Raw genomic sequence first — 17,802 nt, 5'->3', positions numbered from 1 at the left:
TATCCGATCCATCGTCGACGCGCGCCGCACAATGGCCGCCCTATGGAAAATCCGCATCGCGCGCCCGGGCGGCTGTGGCACGATGAAGCTTTGGTGCGACGGCGCGCGGGCATCATGAGCAAGGCGTTCTTCGTTGCGGCCTACCGGCTAATCGCCGCGTTGCTCGCGGTGTCCACCACGCTGCACAGCGTCGCCGACTACTGGCGCCTGCCGGACTTTCATCTCGGCAACTACCTCAGCTACTTCACGCAACTGAGCAGCCTCTACGCGGCCGCGATGCTGGCCGCGGGGCTGTCGCGCATCGCGCGCCCCGGCTCCGCCCGCTACGAATCGATGCGCGGCGCGGCGGTGCTGTACGTGCTGATCACCGCGATCGTCTACGAGCTGCTGCTCGCGCGGCTCGATGCGCTCCGCCACGTCACGCCGGCGTTCAACAACTGGGTGCTGCACCGGATCGTGCCGCTCGTGGTGCTGTGCGACTGGCTGTATGTCGAACCGCGCTCGCCGATTCCGCGCCGCAGTGCGTTCGCGTGGCTCGGCTTTCCGGTCGTCTATCTCGGCTATACGCTCGTGCGCGGCGCGGTGGAGGACTGGTATCCGTATCCGTTCGTCGATCCGCGGCCGCACGGGTACCTGCCGGTCGCGATCCAGTGTTCGATGATCGCGCTCGGCGCGGCGGCGCTCGCGCTGGGCATTTGCTGGCTCGGCAATCATGCGAGACAGTCTGGCAGCGCGACGCTTAAGGAAGGATGAAGACGGAAAAGAGGAAAGAAGCGGGAACGTGTGCGCCGCCCGGCGCACACGTGGCGATGCGGGCGATCAGCGGCCGTTGCGCGGCAGGAAGTTCATCGGATCGACGACCTTGCCGTTCTGGCGGACTTCGAACTCGAACGTCGAACGACCGCTCGCGTCGGTGCCCATTTCGGCGACCGGCTGACCCTGGCGCACCGCGTCGCCTTCGTTGACGAGCAGCTTGCCGTTGTGCCCGTAGGCCGTGATGAGCCCGTTGTCGTGCTTCAGGATCACGAGCGGACCGTACGCCTGGACGCCGGAGCCGGCATACACCACGCGCCCGTTCGCCGCGGCCCGCACCGAACGGTCGGGCCCGGATGCGGCGATCACGACGCCGCGCGTCTTGCCGGCCGAGAACGGCGTCGCGACGACACCCGTGGCCGGCCATGCGAGCGAGCCCGGCTGGGCGGCCGACGCGGGCGGCTGCCCGTACGAGGTCGCAGCCGGCGGCGGCGCGACCCGCAGCACCTGGCCGGGCGACACGGCATCGGTGGGCGCCATGTGGTTCCAGCTGGCGACGTCCTGCACGCGCTGCCCGTAGGCGTTCGCGATGCCCGCCAGCGTATCGCCCGGGTTCACGCGGTAATAGCCGGCGATCACGCCCGGCGTTGCCGCCGACGTGGGCGCCGGCTGGCGGGCGGGCTGCCAGTTGTCGGTCCACGGCGTCATCGTGCAACCCGTCAGCGCGATGGCCGCGGCAACGAGCGCCGCCTGTGGCAGCCAGCGCGTGAGCGTGTCGTGGATGGGAATAGTTTCTCTCAAGGGTCCTCCCGGATTTGCGTCGTTGCGCCGCCCACCGCCCTCCGGCGCGCGACGCACGATGTCCGGCCGAACGGCCGGATCAATCAGTATCCGACCGCTTGCGCGGCCGTCAGTTTCCACAGCGGAACGTCGACGCGAATGAGCTCACCGGCCCCTTTTTCGCGTCGTCCCGATCGGCAAAGATACCATTTGTCGCGGTCAAGGCCCCGACAGTTGCCCGACCCGGAAACAATCTTGCGGCGTCGCACGGGGGGCGCCGGTCGCCTGCGGGCCGTGCCGGCGGGCGCTTTGGGGGTTTTTCGCTGGCGCGGCCGCCCTTGCCAGCGGTCTCGGTGCCGTCATATTGTCCGCTTCGATCCCCGCCTATACTCGGTGATGCGCAGCGCGAATCCAACGACAACGACGAGGATGACAATGAACAACGCGACGTTTCTCTCCGTGCAGCTCGACGCCGACGATTTCGCCGGTTCCAGCGGTCTGGTCGAATTGCTCAACCGGCACCTGTTGTTCGCGACCGACGTCGCCGAAGCGGCCGATGCGCTCGTCCAGTTGGCGAGCGTCACGCATTTGACCGGCGCCACGCGCCACAGCGTCGAGCTGCCGGTCCTCGCGATCGAGCGGCTGCGCGACGCGCTCGATACGCTGAGCGGTTACGACGAAACGTGGCTGCAGGTACTGGAACCGGCCGAAGCGCTGTTCCGCGATATCGGGCGCGGCAGGCGCCCGCTGCACTGAACGGCCGCGCATCGCGCGCCGCCAATGAAAAAACCCGCCGTACCGCTATGCGGTACGACGGGCTTTTGTACGACAGAGGGTCGGATGCGGTCGCCAGCGTGGCCGAACCATTAACGACCCTTGTAGACCGGTGCGCCGTCCGAGATGCGCTTGACTTGCCAGCCGGTCTTGGCCGGAGCCGGCGCGCCCGATTCCTGGCCGGCGGCCGGTTGCGCACCGTAGCCGGTCGTGTCGGCCGCGGCGACGTTCTGTTGCGGGTTCACGCGGGCTTCAGCAGCCTGGATGCCTTCCGGGTAGTTCGTCCGGTCGCTGCCCAGCTTGTAGCCGGCCTGTTGCAGCTGGACCAGCTCGGCCTTCACCTGGGCACGGGTGACGGGCGCGTTTTGTTGGGCGAACGAGACGGCGGGGACGGCGAGGACAGCAGCAGCAGCGAACGTTGCGATCAGCGATTTCATGATTACCTCCGGGATTTTTTTGCTCCGCCGCACACACCATGTCTGCAGCGATGGAACAGAGTTTAGTCCCGACAGCACCTAGGGAAAACCATGAAAGAGCGAAAACACTGTTTCCCCGGAGCCAACAATGTCAGCATCCGGGATAGAGAAACCCTATTCAAAGAATAGATTTTCGCAACAATGCCGCCGCAAGCCGGTTACGACCAGTTCGCGTGGAAGCTGCCCGGCTTGTCGGTGCGCTCGAACGTGTGCGCGCCGAAGAAGTCGCGCTGCGCCTGCACGAGGTTCGCCGGCAGCCGCTCGGAACGGTAGCTGTCGAAATACGCGACCGCCGATGCGAAGGCGGGAACCGGCACGCCGGCCTTCACCGCGGCCACCACGACGTCGCGCAGCGCCGTCTGGTAGTTCGCGGCGATGTCCTTGAAATACGGATCGAGCAGCAGGTTCGCGAGCGCCGGATCCTTCGCATATGCGTCGGTGATCTTCTGCAGGAAGCGCGCGCGGATGATGCAGCCCGCGCGGAAGATCTTCGCGATCGTCCCGAGATCGAGGTTCCAGCCGTATTCTTCCGACGCCGTGCGCAACTGCGCGAAGCCCTGCGCGTACGAGATCACCTTGCTCAGATACAGCGCGCGGCGCACCGCTTCGACGAACGCGGCACGATCGCCGTCGAACGGCGCGGCGGCCGGGCCCGACAGGATCTTGCTGGCCGCGACGCGCTCGGTCTTCAGCGACGACAGCACGCGCGCGAACACCGACTCGGTGATGAGCGGCAGCGGCACGCCGAGATCCAGCGCGTTCTGGCTCGTCCACTTGCCCGTGCCCTTCTGCGCGGCGCGATCGAGGATCACGTCGACGAGATGCTTGCCGGTCTCTTCGTCCTTCTTGCCGAAGATCTTCGACGTGATCTCGATCAGGTAGCTATCGAGCTCGCCCTGGTTCCATTCGGTGTACACGGCGCCGAGTTCGTCGTTGGTCAGGCCCGCGACGTCCTTCAGCACCGAGTAGCTCTCGGCGATCAGTTGCATGTCGCCGTATTCGATGCCGTTGTGGACCATCTTCACGTAGTGGCCCGCGCCGTCCGAGCCCATGTACGCGACGCACGGCTCGCCGTCCGACGGCGCCTTCGCGGCGATCTGCTTGAGGATCGGCTCGACGAGGTCGTACGCGTCGCGCTGGCCGCCGGGCATGATCGACGGGCCGCGCAGCGCGCCCTCTTCGCCGCCCGACACGCCGGTGCCGATGAAATGCAGGCCCGACTGCGCGAGTTCCTGGTTGCGGCGGATCGTGTCGGTGAAGTGCGTGTTGCCGCCGTCGATCAGCACGTCGCCCTTCTCGAGCAGCGGCTTGAGCGATGCGATCGTCGCATCGGTCGCTTCCCCGGCCTTCACCATCATCAGGATCCGGCGCGGCGTTTCGAGCGACGCGACGAATTCCTCGAGCGTATGGGTCGGCACCAGATTGCGGCCGGGGAATTCGGCGATCAGTTCGTCGGTTTTCTCGCGGCTGCGGTTGTACACCGATACCGCGTAACCGCGGCTCTCGATATTGAGTGCGAGATTGCGGCCCATCACCGCGAGCCCGATCACACCGATTGCTTGTTTGCCCATTAGTCAATTCTCCGGAAAAAACGGGGCGCGACCCGAGCCGGGCCGCGCGCACAGGCGAAAGGATAGAGGAAACCCGGCGGCGCTGCGCGCTTGCGTGTCATTGCTCCGCGTGCGGCAGGCGCCGGAACACGACGCTCAGGTTGTTCGCCGGCATCTCGACGACCTCGCGGCAGTCGAGCCCGCGATCGAGCCCGAGCGCGACCACCGTCTCGAGATCGCGCACGCCCCACGACGGGTCGCGGCCGCGCAACTGCTGGTCGAAGGCCGCGTTCGACGGCGCCGTATGGCGGCCTTCGCGACGGTACGGGCCGTACAGGAACAGCACGCCGCCCGGCCTCAGCACGCGCGACGCGCCCGCGAACAGCGCTTCCGTACAGGCCCACGGCGAGATGTGGATCATGTTGATGCAGACGATCGCGTCGAGCGCCGCGACCGGCCACGGCGTGTCGCGCACGTCGAACGCCAGCGGGCCGGCGACGTTCGCGAGGCCCGTGTGCGCGATCCACGCCGCGATCGAGCGCCGCGCCTGCGCGTCGGGATCGCTCGGCTGCCAGTGCAGGCCCGTCAACGCCTGCGCGAAGTGAACGACGTGCTGCCCGGTGCCGCTCGCGATTTCGAGCACGCTGCCGCTCGCCGGCAGCACGCGGCGCAGCACGTCGAGGATCGGCCCGCGATTGCGTTCGGCCGCCGGCGCCGACAGCCGCGCGGACGGATCGGGCGAGGAAGCGGCGCCCGTCACGATGCATGCTCCGTCGTGTGGCTGTTGCTTCCGAGCCCCAGCCGCGCCACGAGCGCGTCGAGCGCGGGGGCGCAGTGCGCCTCGACCTTCAACGTCAGCATCGGGTCCGCGCGCGTATGGCCGAGATTGAGCGCGGCAACCGGCTTGTGCTGCGCCTGCGCCCACACGCAGAAGCGGTAGCCGGAATACACCATCAGCGACGAGCCGACGACGAGCAGCGCGTCGGCCGCATCGAGCGCCTGCGACGCCAGCGCCACGCGCTCGCGCGGCACGTTCTCGCCGAAGAACACCACCGCCGGCTTCAGCAGCCCGCCGCACGCGGGGCACGCCGGGATGCGGAACGTATCGAGCGCGGCCCATTCGAGATGCGCGTCGCCGTCCGCGGCCGGCTCGGCCTGCGCGCCTAGCAGATCCGGATTGTCGGCTTCGAGCACGGCCTGGATCGTCGCGCGTGCGTGATGCGCGCCGCAGTCGAGGCAGGTCACGCCGTTGATGCCGCCGTGCAGCTCGATCACGTCGTCGCTGCCCGCGCGCTGATGCAGGCCGTCGACGTTCTGCGTGACGAGGCGCTCGATCCGGCCCGCGCCGCCGAGCCGCGCCAGCGCGACATGCGACCCGTTCGGCCGCGCGCGCCCGACGACCGGCCAGCCGATCATGCTGCGCGCCCAGTAGCGGCGCCGCGCGGCATCGGAGCCGAGGAATTCCTGGAGCTGGATCGGCGGCGAGCGCATCCATTGGCCGTTGCGGTCGCGGTAGCCGGGAATGCCGGAATCGGTGCTGATGCCCGCGCCGGTCAGCACGAGCAGGCGCGGATGACGCTCGACGAACGTGTGCAGCGCATCGAGCGCGGCCGGATCGACGTCGGCGAGGGAGGAATCGGGCAAGGCTTTATCGTTCATGTTGGCAACGTGATCGGTCGTGCCGGCAGGCCGTGCGCCCGCACGGGCTGGCCACGCATGCCAGCACATGATACAGAACGCCGCGCGATCGGGTGGGCCGCCGCCGCGGTAAGCCGGGGCACGAAAAACCCGCAAAAAGACGCCCATCGCCGCTCGGCGACGGGCGCTTCAACAATTGATCCATCGGGGTAGTGGATCAACTGACAGCACAATGTTGCGACGCCCGTCGTACCGCGATCGACGGACGTTCCCCGGACTTCGTGTTCCGCGCTGCCGCGCACATCGGCGCGTCACCGGCTTTCCCGATTCGATCCTGTTCGGCTGGCTCGTCACGCCGACACGATGCCCGGCGTGCAAATGCATTCGCCGCGCGACGACGTGCGTGGCGCCATGGCATGACGATTCCGGGATCCAGGCTGCGGCCATCCGCCTGCGTCGCTGTTCATCGTCGACGGCCGAGCGGCACTGGTCGGCCTCGTGCGTCACGCATGCACGCCGTCGTTCAGAACGAACCCGATTGCCCGGATGAAACGGAAAGCCGCTCGTTCACGTCGCCGTCATCAACGGCGAAGCGACTACCCTGGCAGGTCGGCGATTCATGTTTGCAACACGATTCGTTGCGTTTCGGTCTTTTTTCATTCTCTTGTCCCCGTCTCCGATACATCCGACCCACTGAAGCGATTGCCGGGATCGACTTCGCCCGCGATCGCGCTCACGGCACATACAACCATGCAAGGAGCGCACCATGCTTCATGCCGCAAGGCCTCGCGGGCACCTGCAAGACCGCGAACAAGCATCGCACCCCGCCAGAAAGCGCGAACGTTTCGAAACTGAAACGCATCGCCGGGCCCGCCGGGCGTCGTCGTGCGGCCTCCGAGCCGGGCGGTCGATTACCTTACGATCGCCTTGAGATCGCCCGACGTTTGGCGCCGCGCGGCACGCCCCCCGCGGGCCGGATAGCGCGAGCTTGGCCGTCCCGCTCGTCCGTCGCGCAAACACGCTAGAGTCTCTTTACATAGGGAACGCCGCGCGTTCCCGCCGCCTCGCCTCCAAGGACCCGCCATGACCGCACTTGCTGCCGCCCACCCCGACGTCGCGCATCCCGTGTTTTCGGCCGGGCGGCTGTCGATCGGCCTCACGCTTCCGCTCCTGCGCAGCGGCCATGTCGTCGCGGACTTCAACGAACAGCTCGAACTCGCGGCGCGGGCCGATTCGCTCGGCTTTCGCGCGCTGTGGATTCGCGACGTGCCGCTGAACAGCGCAGATTATCCCGACCCGGTCGGCCACCTCGACCCGTGGGTGCTCCTCGGCGCGCTTGCGGCGCGCACCCGCCGGATCGCACTCGCCAGCGGCGCGATCGTGCTGCCGCTGCGTCATCCGCTGCATATCGCCAAAGGCGCGCTGTCGGTCGCGACGCTGTCGGGCGGGCGCTTCATCCTCGGGCTCGGCTCCGGCGACCGGCCGCCCGAATATGCGGCGTTCGGCGTCGACGCGGAAACGCGGCGCGACCGCTATCGCGCGCACTGGGACGTCGTCGCGGCCGCACTCGGCGTGCCGTCGCGCGTGCGGCCGGACGAAGCGCCGCCCGATGCGCCCGAATTCACGCTGCTGCCGCGCAGCGCCGACGCGGTGCCGATGCTTGCGGTCGGCTCGGGCGGACAGAGCGTGGACTGGATCGCACGGCATTCGATCGGCTGGATGACGTATCACCGCGATCCGGAAACGCAGCGCGCCCGCTATTCGATGTGGCGCGCGGCGGTCGACCGGCTCGCCTCGCCGGCATTTCGCGCGTTCGGCGTCGCGATGCGGCTCGACCTCGCCGCCCGTCCGGATACGCCCGCCACCGCGCTGCCGCTCGGTTATGCAACCGGGCGCCGCGCATTGGTCGATATCCTGCGGGACATGCGTGCGGCAGGTACGCACCATGTCACGCTGAACCTCGGATCGGACCGGCCCGTGCGCGATGTCATCGAAGAAATCGCCGAACATGTCCTGCCGGTATTTCACGACGAGCAAGCGTGATTCATCAGGAATCCAAATTCAGATGACGCGATGCGAGCGTGGGTCGCGGCCGGACGAACGCTCGCCGGGCAACGCATCGCGAGCCGGCATCGAAAGACACGCGTTACAGGCGGCCCCCCTGCGATCGGGAAAGCGGGACGTTCCCGCCGATGCCGGACGGCGGCAGCCTGCATCAGGTATCAGGTACATGGCTTGCGGACATGCACCGCCAGCGCCCGCACAGCCCCGCTCATACCCGATCCGAATAGTCTGCGACGGAACTATTCGCTCCCGGTCGCAATCATGTTAACTTCCGTCCATCGTTCAGCCCGGCGGGCCGCGTGACGATACGCACCCGCCTCTCCACTCCATGCGACATCTTCTCCTCGGCTGGCTGCTCGCCGCCGTCGTCTCGGCCGCCCACGCGGCCGCGCCCGCTCCGGCCGCCGCGTCGGCCGCCTCCGGCGCCGAGCCCGCACTGACGCCGCAGCAGGCGCGGCAGGCATTGAATGTGCTCGAGAACCCGCGCGAGCGCGCACAGGTCGAAACGACGCTGCGCGCCATCGCGGCCGTCGGCGCGTTGAGCGCGCCCGCCGTGCCGGCAAGCGCCGCGCCTGCCAGCGGCGCATCGGCTGCCGCAGCGCCGGCGGCGCTCACGTCGAACGGGCTCGCATCGATGCTCGTTCGCCAGGGATCGCGCTGGGCCGTCCAGATCGGCAATGCACTGCAGGAATCGCTGCGCTCGCTGCTCGATATCGGGTCGGTGGGAAGCTGGTGGCACGACAGGCTCGTGCGCGCCGACCAGCGCGCGGACCTCACTCACACGCTCGTGATCCTCCTCGCGGTGCTCGTGCCCGCGCTCTTCGTCGAATGGCTCGCGAAGCGGCTGCTGCGACGCGCGCTGGCTGCAGTGGCCGCGCGCCGCGCGGCGTCCGATTCCGCCGCGTCGGACGAGGGCAACACGCCGCCGCCCGATACGTCCACCGCGCTCGACACCGCAACCGCAGGCACGGCAGACGCCCCTCCGTCCTCGCAAAGCCGAGGCCACGCACGCCGACACACCACGCTGCTGCACCGGATGCCGCGCGCGCTCGTGAGTCTCGCGCTGCGCGCGGTGCCGCTGCTCGTGTTCGTCGGCGTCGCGAGCCTGACGATGTCGTTGCTCGATGAAGCGGACACGCCGATCGAATCCGCGCTCGAAGCATTGATCGACATCTACGTGATCTGCCGGCTCGTCACCATCGTCAGCCGGCTGTTCTTCCAGCCCGATGCGCGGCAGTTGCGGCTGCTGCATATCAGCGACGCATGGGCCGATTTCGCGCAACGCTCGATCGCGCGGATCGTGATCGTGGTCGGCGCGTGCACGGCGGCCGTCGAGATCGCGGCCAACTTCGGCCTGACCGAAGCCGGCCATGTCGCGCTGCTGAAGGCCGTCGCGCTCGTCGGGCACGTGATGATCTCGGTACTGATCCTGCAGTGCCGCCGGCCGGTGGCGGCACGCATCCGCGCCGCCGGCGCGGATCGGCCGACCTTCACCGTCGTCGCCAACGCGCTCGCGGACGCGTGGGCGCCTGTCTCGGTCTTCATCGTGATGGCGCTGTGGTTCGTGTGGGCGCTCGACGTCCACAACGGCTACCGCGTGCTGATCGCGCTCGGGGGCCGCTCGATCGCCGTGATGATCGTGATGCGAATGGTGTCGATCGTCGTGTTCGGCGCGCTCGCGCGGCTGTTCCAGCGCCGCGAGGACGACCGCACGCTCGTTCATCTGCACGCGTACCGCTACTACCCGCTGCTGCGCCAGATCGTGTCGGGCGCGATCGGCATCGTGACCGTCGTACTGCTGCTGCAGATCTGGGGCGTGCCGATCTTCCGCGCGTTCGAGACGGGCACGATCGGCCACCGCCTCGCGTCCGCGCTGGTGACGATCGCGATCGCGGCAATCGTCGCGCTCGTCGTGTGGGAAGCGGCCAACATCGCGATCGAGCGCCGCCTGCAACGCTGGACGCGCGAGGGCAACCTGGTGCGCGCGGCGCGGCTGCGCACGCTGCTGCCGATGCTGCGCTCGCTGCTGTTCGTGATGATCGCGCTCGTCGTCGTGCTGACGGGCCTCAGTGAACTCGGCGTAAACGTCGGCCCGCTGCTGGCCGGCGCCAGCATCTTCGGCGTCGCGCTCGGGTTCGGCTCGCAGAAGCTCGTGCAGGACTTCATCACCGGAATCTTCCTGCTGATGGAAAACGCGATGCAGGTCGGCGACTGGGTCACGCTCGCCGGCGTATCGGGCACGGTCGAATACCTGTCGATCCGCACCGTGCGGCTGCGCGCCGGCGACGGGTCGCTGTACACGATCCCGTTCAGCTCGGTGACGACCGTCAACAACACGAATCGCGGGCTCGGCAACGCGGCCGTCAAGGTCAGCATCGCGTACGGCGAGGACATCGACCGCGCGATCGCGACGCTGAAGGAAATCGGCGCCGCGTTGCGCGACGATCCGAAATACCAAGACGGCATCCTGTCGGATTTCAGCTACTGGGGTATCGATCAGGTCGATGGCGCGGCGCTCGCGCTGGCCGGGCAGATCCAGTGCACGGACTCGGCGCGCTGGAGCGTTCAGCGCGAATTCAACCGGCGGATCGCGGAAACGTTCCGCGAACGCGGGATCCGGATCGCCAATCCGCAGCGCAGCGTCGTAGCCTATGCGGATGGATCGCGGCCTGCCGGCAACGATGAGAACGACGCGCGCCCCGACACGCGAAATGTCGCCGAAGCGGCAGCCCGGCCGCCGTCGCCCGACGGAGCAGAGCGCAAGCCGGGCTGATCGCGCTCGCCCGGGGCCGGCGACCGGCCGCGCTCAACGCGCGGCAGGCTTCTTCACGCCCGCCGTGCTTTTCGCGGCGGGGGGTACCGCCCCCGGCTTCGCGGCACGTGGTTTCGCCGCGGCACGCTGCCCGCGCTTCGCAGCGGTTGCCGGGCCAGCGGCACCCGCATCGCGCTGCGCATGCCATTGCTCGAGCAGCACGCGCGTCTGCTCGGCAATCGTGTCGGTTACCAGCGCCGCACGCTCGCCCTCGAACGCGTCCCATTCGAGCAACTGCAGCGCCGAACGCTGCGCGATGTGGAACACCGTGATCTGGCCGAACAGGCTCAGCGCGCGCAACCGCGTGACGGGATCGTCGGCCGGCCGCCCCGAAATGCGGCCGATCAGCTCGGCGCTCACGTCGTTCAGCGGCTTGCGCATGCGCGTCATCAGGATCTCGCTCGCGCTCGCCGGTTCCTGTCCGCCCTGCTCGCGCGCGAAGAACATCCGCTGGTTCATCGTCTTCGGTGCGGTGAACATCCGGTCCGACAGCGCGCGCAGCAGCCCGACGAACGCATCGATCAGCTCGTCGACGCTCGCGTCCGTGTCGAGCATCGCCCGCGCATGGCCGACCGCCGGCGCGAACACCGCCCAGCCGTGCTCGGCGATCGTCTCGACGCACGCGCGGTACACGCCTTCCTTGTTCTCGAAGTAGTACTGGAGCGCCGGCGCGTTCACGCCCGCCCTCGCGGCGATCTCGCGCGTCGACGCGCCCGCGAACCCGCGTTCGCCGAACAGTTCGAGCGCCGCCTCGATGATCCGCTGGCGCGTTTCGTCGCCGCGCGCGTAGCCGCCCGCCGACGTGCGGCGCAGCTTCTTCGCTTCGTTCATGCCTTCCTCGTCATTCGATCGATCGACATTCTACTTGACACAATTTTATCAACTGGAATAATTCTTCCACTTGGAATAAATTGGACTCAGCATGTCGACGCCACAAGACCCGCCACAGAAAGCAGATCGTCAGGAAAACGGAACAACGCCCCGCAACGGAAACGGCGGGAGAAGGCGGCGCATCCTGCTCGCGGTCGCCGTGCTCGCGGCCGTCGGCGGCGCGGTCTGGCTCGGCCGCTGGTGGACGGTCGGCCGCTTCATCGAGAGCACCAACGACGCGTATCTGCAAGCGGACAGCATGACCGCCGCGCCGAAGGTCGCCGGCTACGTGACCGACGTCTATGTACGCGACAACCAGCCCGTGAAGGCCGGCGATCCGCTCGTGCGGCTCGACGTGCGCCAGTATCAGGTCGCGCTCGCGCAGGCGCTCGCTACCGTCGACGCCCGCCGCGCCGATATCGCGCGCGCCGAAGCCGACATCAGCCAGCAGCGCGCGAATCTCGAGCAGGCCGAAGCGCAGGCGAAGGTATCGCGCATCAACGCGCAGCACGCAAGCGACGAGTACACGCGCTACGCGCCGCTCGCGGCGACGGGCGCCGAGACGCACGAACGCGTGGCCGACCTGAAAAGCACGCGCGACCAGGCGGCGGCGACGCTCGCCGCGAACAACGCGTCGATCGCCGCCGCCCGCACGCAGATCGCGTCGTTCACCGCACAGCTCCAGCAGGCGCGCGCGCAGCTCGAGGCCGCGCAGGCCAGCGCCGCACAGGCGCAACTCGACCTCGACAACACGATCGTGCGCAGCACGCTCGCGGGCCGCGTCGGCGATCGCACGGTGCGCGTCGGTCAATACGTGCAGCCCGGCACGCGTCTGCTGACCGTCGTGCCGGTCGACTCGATCTATCTCGTCGCGAACTTCAAGGAAACGCAGATCGGCAACATGCGCATCGGCCAGCCCGTCGAGCTGCATGTCGACGCGCTGCCGGACGGCCCGCTGTCCGGCGTCGTCGACAGCTTCGCACCCGGCACCGGCGCGCAGTTCGCGCTGCTGCCGCCCGAGAACGCGACCGGCAACTTCACGAAGATCGTCCAGCGCGTGCCGGTGCGCATCCGTCTCGCCGCGGATGCCCGCGCGCAGCGCATGCTGTTGCCCGGGCTGTCGGTGACGGTCGACGTCGATACGCGCTCGGCCCGCGACGAGACGCATCATGGCTGATACGTCCGCCACGATACCCATGCCGCCGCACGAGGGCCGCGCGAGCGTGACCGACTGGATCGCGGTCGCGGCCGGCGCGCTCGGCGCGCTGATGGCGACGCTCGACATCTCGATCACGAACTCCGCGCTGCCGCAGATCCAGGGCGAAATCGGCGCGACCGGCACCGAAGGCACGTGGATCTCGACCGGCTACCTGATGTCGGAAATCGTGATGATCCCGCTCGCCGCGTGGCTCACGCGCGTGTTCGGGCTGCGCAATTTCCTGCTGACGAACTCCGCGCTGTTCATCGCGTTCTCGATGATGTGCGGCTGGTCGCATTCGCTGCCGATGATGATCGCCGGCCGGATCGGCCAGGGCTTCACCGGCGGCGCGCTGATCCCGACCGCGCAGACGATCATCCGCACGCGATTGCCGCTGTCGCAGTTGCCGGTCGGGATGACGCTGTTCGGCCTGATCGTGCTGCTCGGGCCGCTGTTCGGCCCGGTGCTCGGCGGCTGGCTCGCGGAAAACGTGAACTGGAGCTGGTGTTTCTTCCTGAACCTGCCCGTATGCCTGCTGCTGATGGCGCTGCTGGTGTTCGGGCTGCCGTCGGACCGCCCGCAATGGAGCGCATTCTTCAACGCGGACTGGCTGGGCATCTTCGGCCTCGCGATCGGCCTGAGCTCGCTGACCGTCGTGCTCGAGGAAGGCCAGCGCGAGCGCTGGTTCGAATCGCAGATGATCGTCACGCTGAGCGTCGTGTCGTTCGTCGGGATGATCCTGATCGCGCTGTCGCAACGCTTCGCGAAGCGGCCGATCATGCGGCTGTCGCTGATGCGCAACCCGCGCTACGCGAGCGTGATCGTGATCGTGTCCGCGGTCGGCGCCGGGCTGTACGGCGTGTCCTACCTGCTGCCGCAGTTCCTCGCGATCGTCGCCGGCTACAACGCGGAACAGGCCGGCGCGATCATGCTGCTGTCGGGGCTGCCGGCCTTTCTCGTGATGCCGATCCTGCCGCGCCTGCTCGGCAAGGTCGATTTCCGCATCCTCGTGATCGCGGGGCTGCTGCTGTTCTGCCTGAGCTGCATGCTCGACATCAGCCTGACCGCGCAGAGCGTCGGCCACGATTTCGTGTGGTCGCAACTGATCCGCGGCCTCGCGCAGATGCTCGCGATGATGCCGCTCAACCAGGCGTCGATGGCGGCCGTCGCGCGCGAGGATTCAGGCGATGCGGCCGGGCTCTACAACATGGCGCGCAACCTCGGCGGCTCGATCGGGCTCGCGATCATCGGCACCGTGATCGACCGGCGCACGACCTTCCATACGGCCGCGCTGCGCGAATCGGTGAGCGCGAACTCGCTGATCGGGCAGGATCGCCTGTCGGCCTATGCGGCCAACTGGTTCGCGCACACCGGCGATCTCGCGTATTCGAACATGCGCGCGCTCGGCCAACTGGCGCAACAGATCCAGATCCAGGCCGTCGTGATGACCTATTCCGAAACCTTCTATCTGCTCGGCCTCGCGCTGCTCGCCTGCGTGCCGCTCGCGCTGCTGCTGCGCACGCCGCGCGGCCCGCAACCGATGTCGTCCGGCCATTGACCCGTCTTACGCGATGAAACCCTTCACCCTGCCCCGCCGCCCCGCGCTCACCCTGTGCGCGGCCGCGTGCCTGCTCGCCGGCTGCACGGTCGGCCCCGACTACCGCGGCGCGCCCGCCGCACCGGATGCGCCGACCTTCGTGCGCGCACCGGCCACCGGCGTCGACACCGCCGCGCCCGCGCCGAGCGCGTGGTGGCACGCGCTGAACGACCGCCAGCTCGACGAGCTGATCGTCGCCGCGCTCGTCTACAACCCCGATCTGCACGCGGCGCAGGCGCGCTTGCGCGCGGCACGCGCGCAGCTCTCGCAACAGCGCGCCGCGCGAATGCCGAAATCGTCGGCCACCGTCGCGGCCATCCGCATGCGCGAACCGGACGTCGGCGCGCTCGGCTCGCTGCTGCCGTCGAACGACTCGGGCCAGTCGGCCGGCACGTCGCCGTCGCTCGGCGGATCGGGGCCGCTGCAACTCTATTCGGCGGGCTTCGACGCGACCTGGGAAATCGATCTGTTCGGTGGCACGCGCCGCGCGATCGAAGCCGCATCCGCACAGGCCGAAGCGGTCGATGCCGATCTTGCCGACACGCAGGTGTCGATCGCGGCGGAAGTCGCGAATGCGTACGTCGACCTGCGCGACCAGCAGCAACGGCTTGCGTTGTCGCGGCGCACCGCGCAATTGCAGCAGCAGATGCTCGAACTCACGCAGCAGCGCCGCGCGCGCGGCGTCGCGGCCGATGCGGACATCGAGCGCCTGACGACGCAGGTCGAGAACACGCGCGCCTCGCTGATCCCGCTCGATGCCCAGGTGACCGAATCGCTCGACCGGCTCGCGATCCTGACGGGCCGCGCGCCGGGCGCGCTTGACGCCGCGCTGTCGACGCCGGACGCGGCATTGCCGACGCTGCCGGGCAGCGTCGCGATCGGCGATCCGGCCACGCTGCTGAAACAGCGCCCCGACATTCGCGCGGCCGAACGCCGGCTCGCGTCGAGCAATGCGCAGATCGGCGAGCATGTGGCCGACTATTTCCCGAAGGTGACGCTGCTCGGCGATCTTGGCTTCAGCGCGACCGACCCCGGCCACCTGTTGCGCAAGCAGAATTTCACGTGGGTCGGCGCGCCGTACCTGCAATGGAACATTCTCGACTTCGGACGCACGCGCGGTGCGGTACGCGCGGCCGAAGCATCGCGCGACGAAGCGGAAGCGAATTATCAGAAAGCCGTGCTCGATGCATTACAGGATGCCAACACCGCGTTGCAGCGTTACGGGCATCAGCGCGAACATGTGGTCGCGTTGACGAAGGTGCAGACGTCGGCCGTGCATTCGCGCGCGCTGATGGACCAGCGCTATCGCGCGGGCGTCGCGTCGATGATCGACCTGCTCGATACGCAACGCGAAGCGCTAGCCGCGCAGCAGAACGTGATCGCCGGGCAAGCCGAACTGATCAAGGACTACGTGTCGGTGCAGAAGAGCCTCGGGCTCGGATGGCAAACAGGCGCCGGTTGACGGCGCCGCCGCAAATCATGTACGACCGATGCATCATGCTCGTCGAAACAATTCGGCAACAACTCATTGCGCGCGCAACAATACTGCTTCGTTTCGTGCGCAACGAACGGTTCGCGCCGCATCGTGCCCACGGCTATCGATGACATATCGAATATCAATTAGCCAATCGTCTGACGATCTCTTCTAATTCAGTCGGCTTCCCCACCACCGATCGGATCAAGGAGTTCCATCGTCATGTCCTCGTCTTCCCATCGCGTGCTGCGGCACGCAGTCGCCGCAATCTGCGTGGCACTCTCCGCTTCCCCATACGCCGCCGAACTCACGCGCGACACCGGCGCACCCGTCGGCGACAACCAGAATTCGCAGACGGCCGGCCCCGCCGGCCCGGTGCTGCTGCAGGACTCCGCGCTCATCGAGAAACTGCAGCGCTTCGATCGCGAACGCATTCCGGAACGCGTCGTGCATGCGCGCGGCACCGGCGCATTCGGCGAGTTCGTGCCGAGCGCCGACATCTCCGACCTGACGAAAGCGAAAGTCTTCACGCCGGGCACCCGCACGCCGGTGTTCGTGCGCTTCTCCACCGTGATGGGCTATCGCGGCTCGCCGGAGCAGGCGCGCGACCCGCGCGGCTTCGCGGTGAAGTTCTATACGCAGCAGGGCAACTGGGACATGGTCGGCATCAACTGGCCGGTGTTCTTCATTCGCGACGGCATCAAGTTCCCCGACTTCGTGCACGCGAACAAGCCGAGCGCCGTGACCGGCGTGCAGGATCCGAACCTCGCGTTCGACTTCTTCGCGCACACGCCCGAAGCGACCCACATGCTGACGCGACTGTACACGGACGAGGGCATGCCCGATTCGTATCGCCGCATGGACGGCTTCGCGGTGCATGCGTTCAAGTTCGTCAATGCGCAAGGCGACGTGCACTACGTGAAATTCCACTGGAAGAGCCAGCAAGGCGTGCACGGCCTGCGCCCGAAAGAGATCGCCGCGTCGATCGGTCGCGACTGGAACATGATGACGAACGATCTGTACGGCGCGCTGAAACAGGGTGATTTCCCGAAGTGGGACCTGTACGTCCAGGTGCTCACGCCGAAGGACCTGAACCGCTTCGATTTCGACGCGCTCGACGACACGAAAGTGTGGACCGGCGTGCCTGAACGCAAGATCGGCACGATGACGCTCAACCGCGTGCCCGACAACTACTTCCAGTCGACCGAGGAATCCGCGTTCGCGCCGTCGCGGCTCGTGCCCGGCATCGAGCCGTCCGAGGACCGGATGCTGCAGGATCGCCTGTTCGCGTACGCCGACACGCAGATGTACCGGCTCGGCGCGAACTACATGGATCTGCCGATCAACCGCCCCGTCGTGCCGGTGGTCAACAACAACCAGGACGGCACGATGAATGCCGGCGACCGCAAAGGCGAGGTGAACTACGAGCCGTCGACGCTGAACGAGCTCGCGCAGGATCCGCAGTACAAGTCGGTCCGCATGGCGCTCAGCGGCACGACGCAGCAGGAAGCGATCCGCAAGAAGCTGCCGTTCCGTCAGGCCGGCGAGTACTACCGCAGCCTGTCGCAGCAGGACAAGGACGACCTCGTCACCGCGCTGTCCGGCGACCTCGGCCAGGTGAAGAACGCGCAGAACCAGTACGCAATGCTCTCGTACTTCTACAAGGCCGACGCCGACTACGGTACGCGCCTCGCCCAGGCCGTTCACGCGAACGTCCAGCAGGTGCAGTCGCTCGCGGCGAAGCTGAGCGACAACTGATCCCGCGACGCCGGTCGCTGCCGACGTGCGCAATTGCGCCGCGCACGTCGGCCCGGCC

Annotated in this window: 14 protein-coding genes; 8 read left to right on the top strand and 6 right to left on the bottom strand. The window is 67.9% G+C overall.

What is annotated here, in order from left to right; translation table 11 throughout:
* Window positions 1-114: 114 nt before the first annotated feature.
* Window positions 115-753, top strand: coding sequence for a Pr6Pr family membrane protein (locus KPB06_RS25975; protein ID WP_124860666.1), 639 nt, complete (start codon window positions 115-117; stop codon window positions 751-753).
* A gap of 66 nt (window positions 754-819) precedes the next feature.
* Here the strand turns inward: KPB06_RS25975 and KPB06_RS25970 are convergent, their stop codons facing one another.
* Window positions 820-1,554 (bottom strand): peptidoglycan DD-metalloendopeptidase family protein, encoded by a 735-nt coding sequence (locus KPB06_RS25970; protein WP_275905941.1) that lies wholly within the window; start codon window positions 1,552-1,554, stop codon window positions 820-822.
* A 414-nt stretch (window positions 1,555-1,968) separates the two neighbouring features.
* On the opposite strand from KPB06_RS25970, the gene KPB06_RS25965 reads away from it, so the two are divergent.
* Window positions 1,969-2,289, top strand: a complete 321-nt coding sequence (locus KPB06_RS25965) for a hypothetical protein (RefSeq protein WP_011694691.1) — start codon at window positions 1,969-1,971, stop codon at window positions 2,287-2,289.
* Window positions 2,290-2,399: 110 nt separating this feature from the next.
* On the opposite strand, the gene KPB06_RS25960 is transcribed toward KPB06_RS25965, so the two are convergent.
* The 4 genes from KPB06_RS25960 to KPB06_RS25945 form a co-directional block, all read right to left on the bottom strand.
* A complete protein-coding gene (locus tag KPB06_RS25960; protein WP_060967751.1) occupies window positions 2,400-2,744 on the bottom strand; it encodes a DUF4148 domain-containing protein in 345 nt (114 codons plus the stop codon).
* 197 nt (window positions 2,745-2,941) lie between these two features.
* Window positions 2,942-4,354, bottom strand: coding sequence for an NADP-dependent phosphogluconate dehydrogenase (gene gndA / locus KPB06_RS25955; RefSeq protein ID WP_275905942.1), 1,413 nt, complete (start codon window positions 4,352-4,354; stop codon window positions 2,942-2,944).
* A gap of 97 nt (window positions 4,355-4,451) precedes the next feature.
* The gene (locus KPB06_RS25950; protein WP_226223752.1) at window positions 4,452-5,093 is read right to left on the bottom strand and encodes a DUF938 domain-containing protein; all 642 of its coding nucleotides are present in this window, start codon (window positions 5,091-5,093) and stop codon (window positions 4,452-4,454) included.
* Window positions 5,090-5,992 carry an NAD-dependent protein deacetylase gene (locus KPB06_RS25945; RefSeq protein WP_059639149.1) on the bottom strand — a complete coding sequence of 301 codons (903 nt, stop codon included), beginning with the start codon at window positions 5,990-5,992 and terminating at the stop codon, window positions 5,090-5,092. The genes KPB06_RS25950 and KPB06_RS25945 overlap by 4 nt, the downstream gene beginning before the upstream one ends.
* A gap of 1,062 nt (window positions 5,993-7,054) precedes the next feature.
* Here KPB06_RS25945 and KPB06_RS25940 point away from each other — a divergent pair.
* Both KPB06_RS25940 and KPB06_RS25935 read left to right on the top strand, forming a co-directional pair.
* A complete protein-coding gene (locus tag KPB06_RS25940) occupies window positions 7,055-8,014 on the top strand; it encodes an LLM class oxidoreductase (protein WP_275905943.1) in 960 nt (319 codons plus the stop codon).
* A 349-nt stretch (window positions 8,015-8,363) separates the two neighbouring features.
* Window positions 8,364-10,808: a mechanosensitive ion channel family protein gene (locus KPB06_RS25935; RefSeq protein ID WP_275905944.1), complete on the top strand. Its 2,445-nt coding sequence runs from the start codon at window positions 8,364-8,366 to the stop codon at window positions 10,806-10,808.
* 33 nt (window positions 10,809-10,841) lie between these two features.
* Here the strand turns inward: KPB06_RS25935 and KPB06_RS25930 are convergent, their stop codons facing one another.
* The gene (locus KPB06_RS25930) at window positions 10,842-11,678 is read right to left on the bottom strand and encodes a CerR family C-terminal domain-containing protein (RefSeq protein ID WP_275905945.1); all 837 of its coding nucleotides are present in this window, start codon (window positions 11,676-11,678) and stop codon (window positions 10,842-10,844) included.
* A 91-nt stretch (window positions 11,679-11,769) separates the two neighbouring features.
* On the opposite strand from KPB06_RS25930, the gene KPB06_RS25925 reads away from it, so the two are divergent.
* The 4 genes from KPB06_RS25925 (at window position 11,770) to KPB06_RS25910 (ending at window position 17,744) form a co-directional block, all read left to right on the top strand.
* On the top strand, window positions 11,770-12,894 hold the full coding sequence (locus KPB06_RS25925; RefSeq protein WP_059582880.1) for an HlyD family secretion protein: 1,125 nt from the start codon (window positions 11,770-11,772) through the stop codon (window positions 12,892-12,894).
* A complete protein-coding gene (locus KPB06_RS25920; protein WP_059582883.1) occupies window positions 12,887-14,473 on the top strand; it encodes an MDR family MFS transporter in 1,587 nt (528 codons plus the stop codon). Before KPB06_RS25925 ends, KPB06_RS25920 begins: the two co-directional genes overlap by 8 nt.
* A 13-nt stretch (window positions 14,474-14,486) precedes the next feature.
* Window positions 14,487-15,974 (top strand): efflux transporter outer membrane subunit, encoded by a 1,488-nt coding sequence (locus KPB06_RS25915; RefSeq protein ID WP_275905946.1) that lies wholly within the window; start codon window positions 14,487-14,489, stop codon window positions 15,972-15,974.
* 234 nt (window positions 15,975-16,208) lie between these two features.
* Complete coding sequence (locus tag KPB06_RS25910) at window positions 16,209-17,744, top strand: catalase (RefSeq protein ID WP_275905947.1); 1,536 nt, start codon at window positions 16,209-16,211, stop codon at window positions 17,742-17,744.
* Window positions 17,745-17,802: the final 58 nt, after the last annotated feature.

The organism is Burkholderia semiarida, assembly GCF_029268935.1.
Taxonomy (GTDB): domain Bacteria; phylum Pseudomonadota; class Gammaproteobacteria; order Burkholderiales; family Burkholderiaceae; genus Burkholderia; species Burkholderia semiarida.
This window is presented reverse-complemented; position numbering and strand designations above follow the sequence as displayed.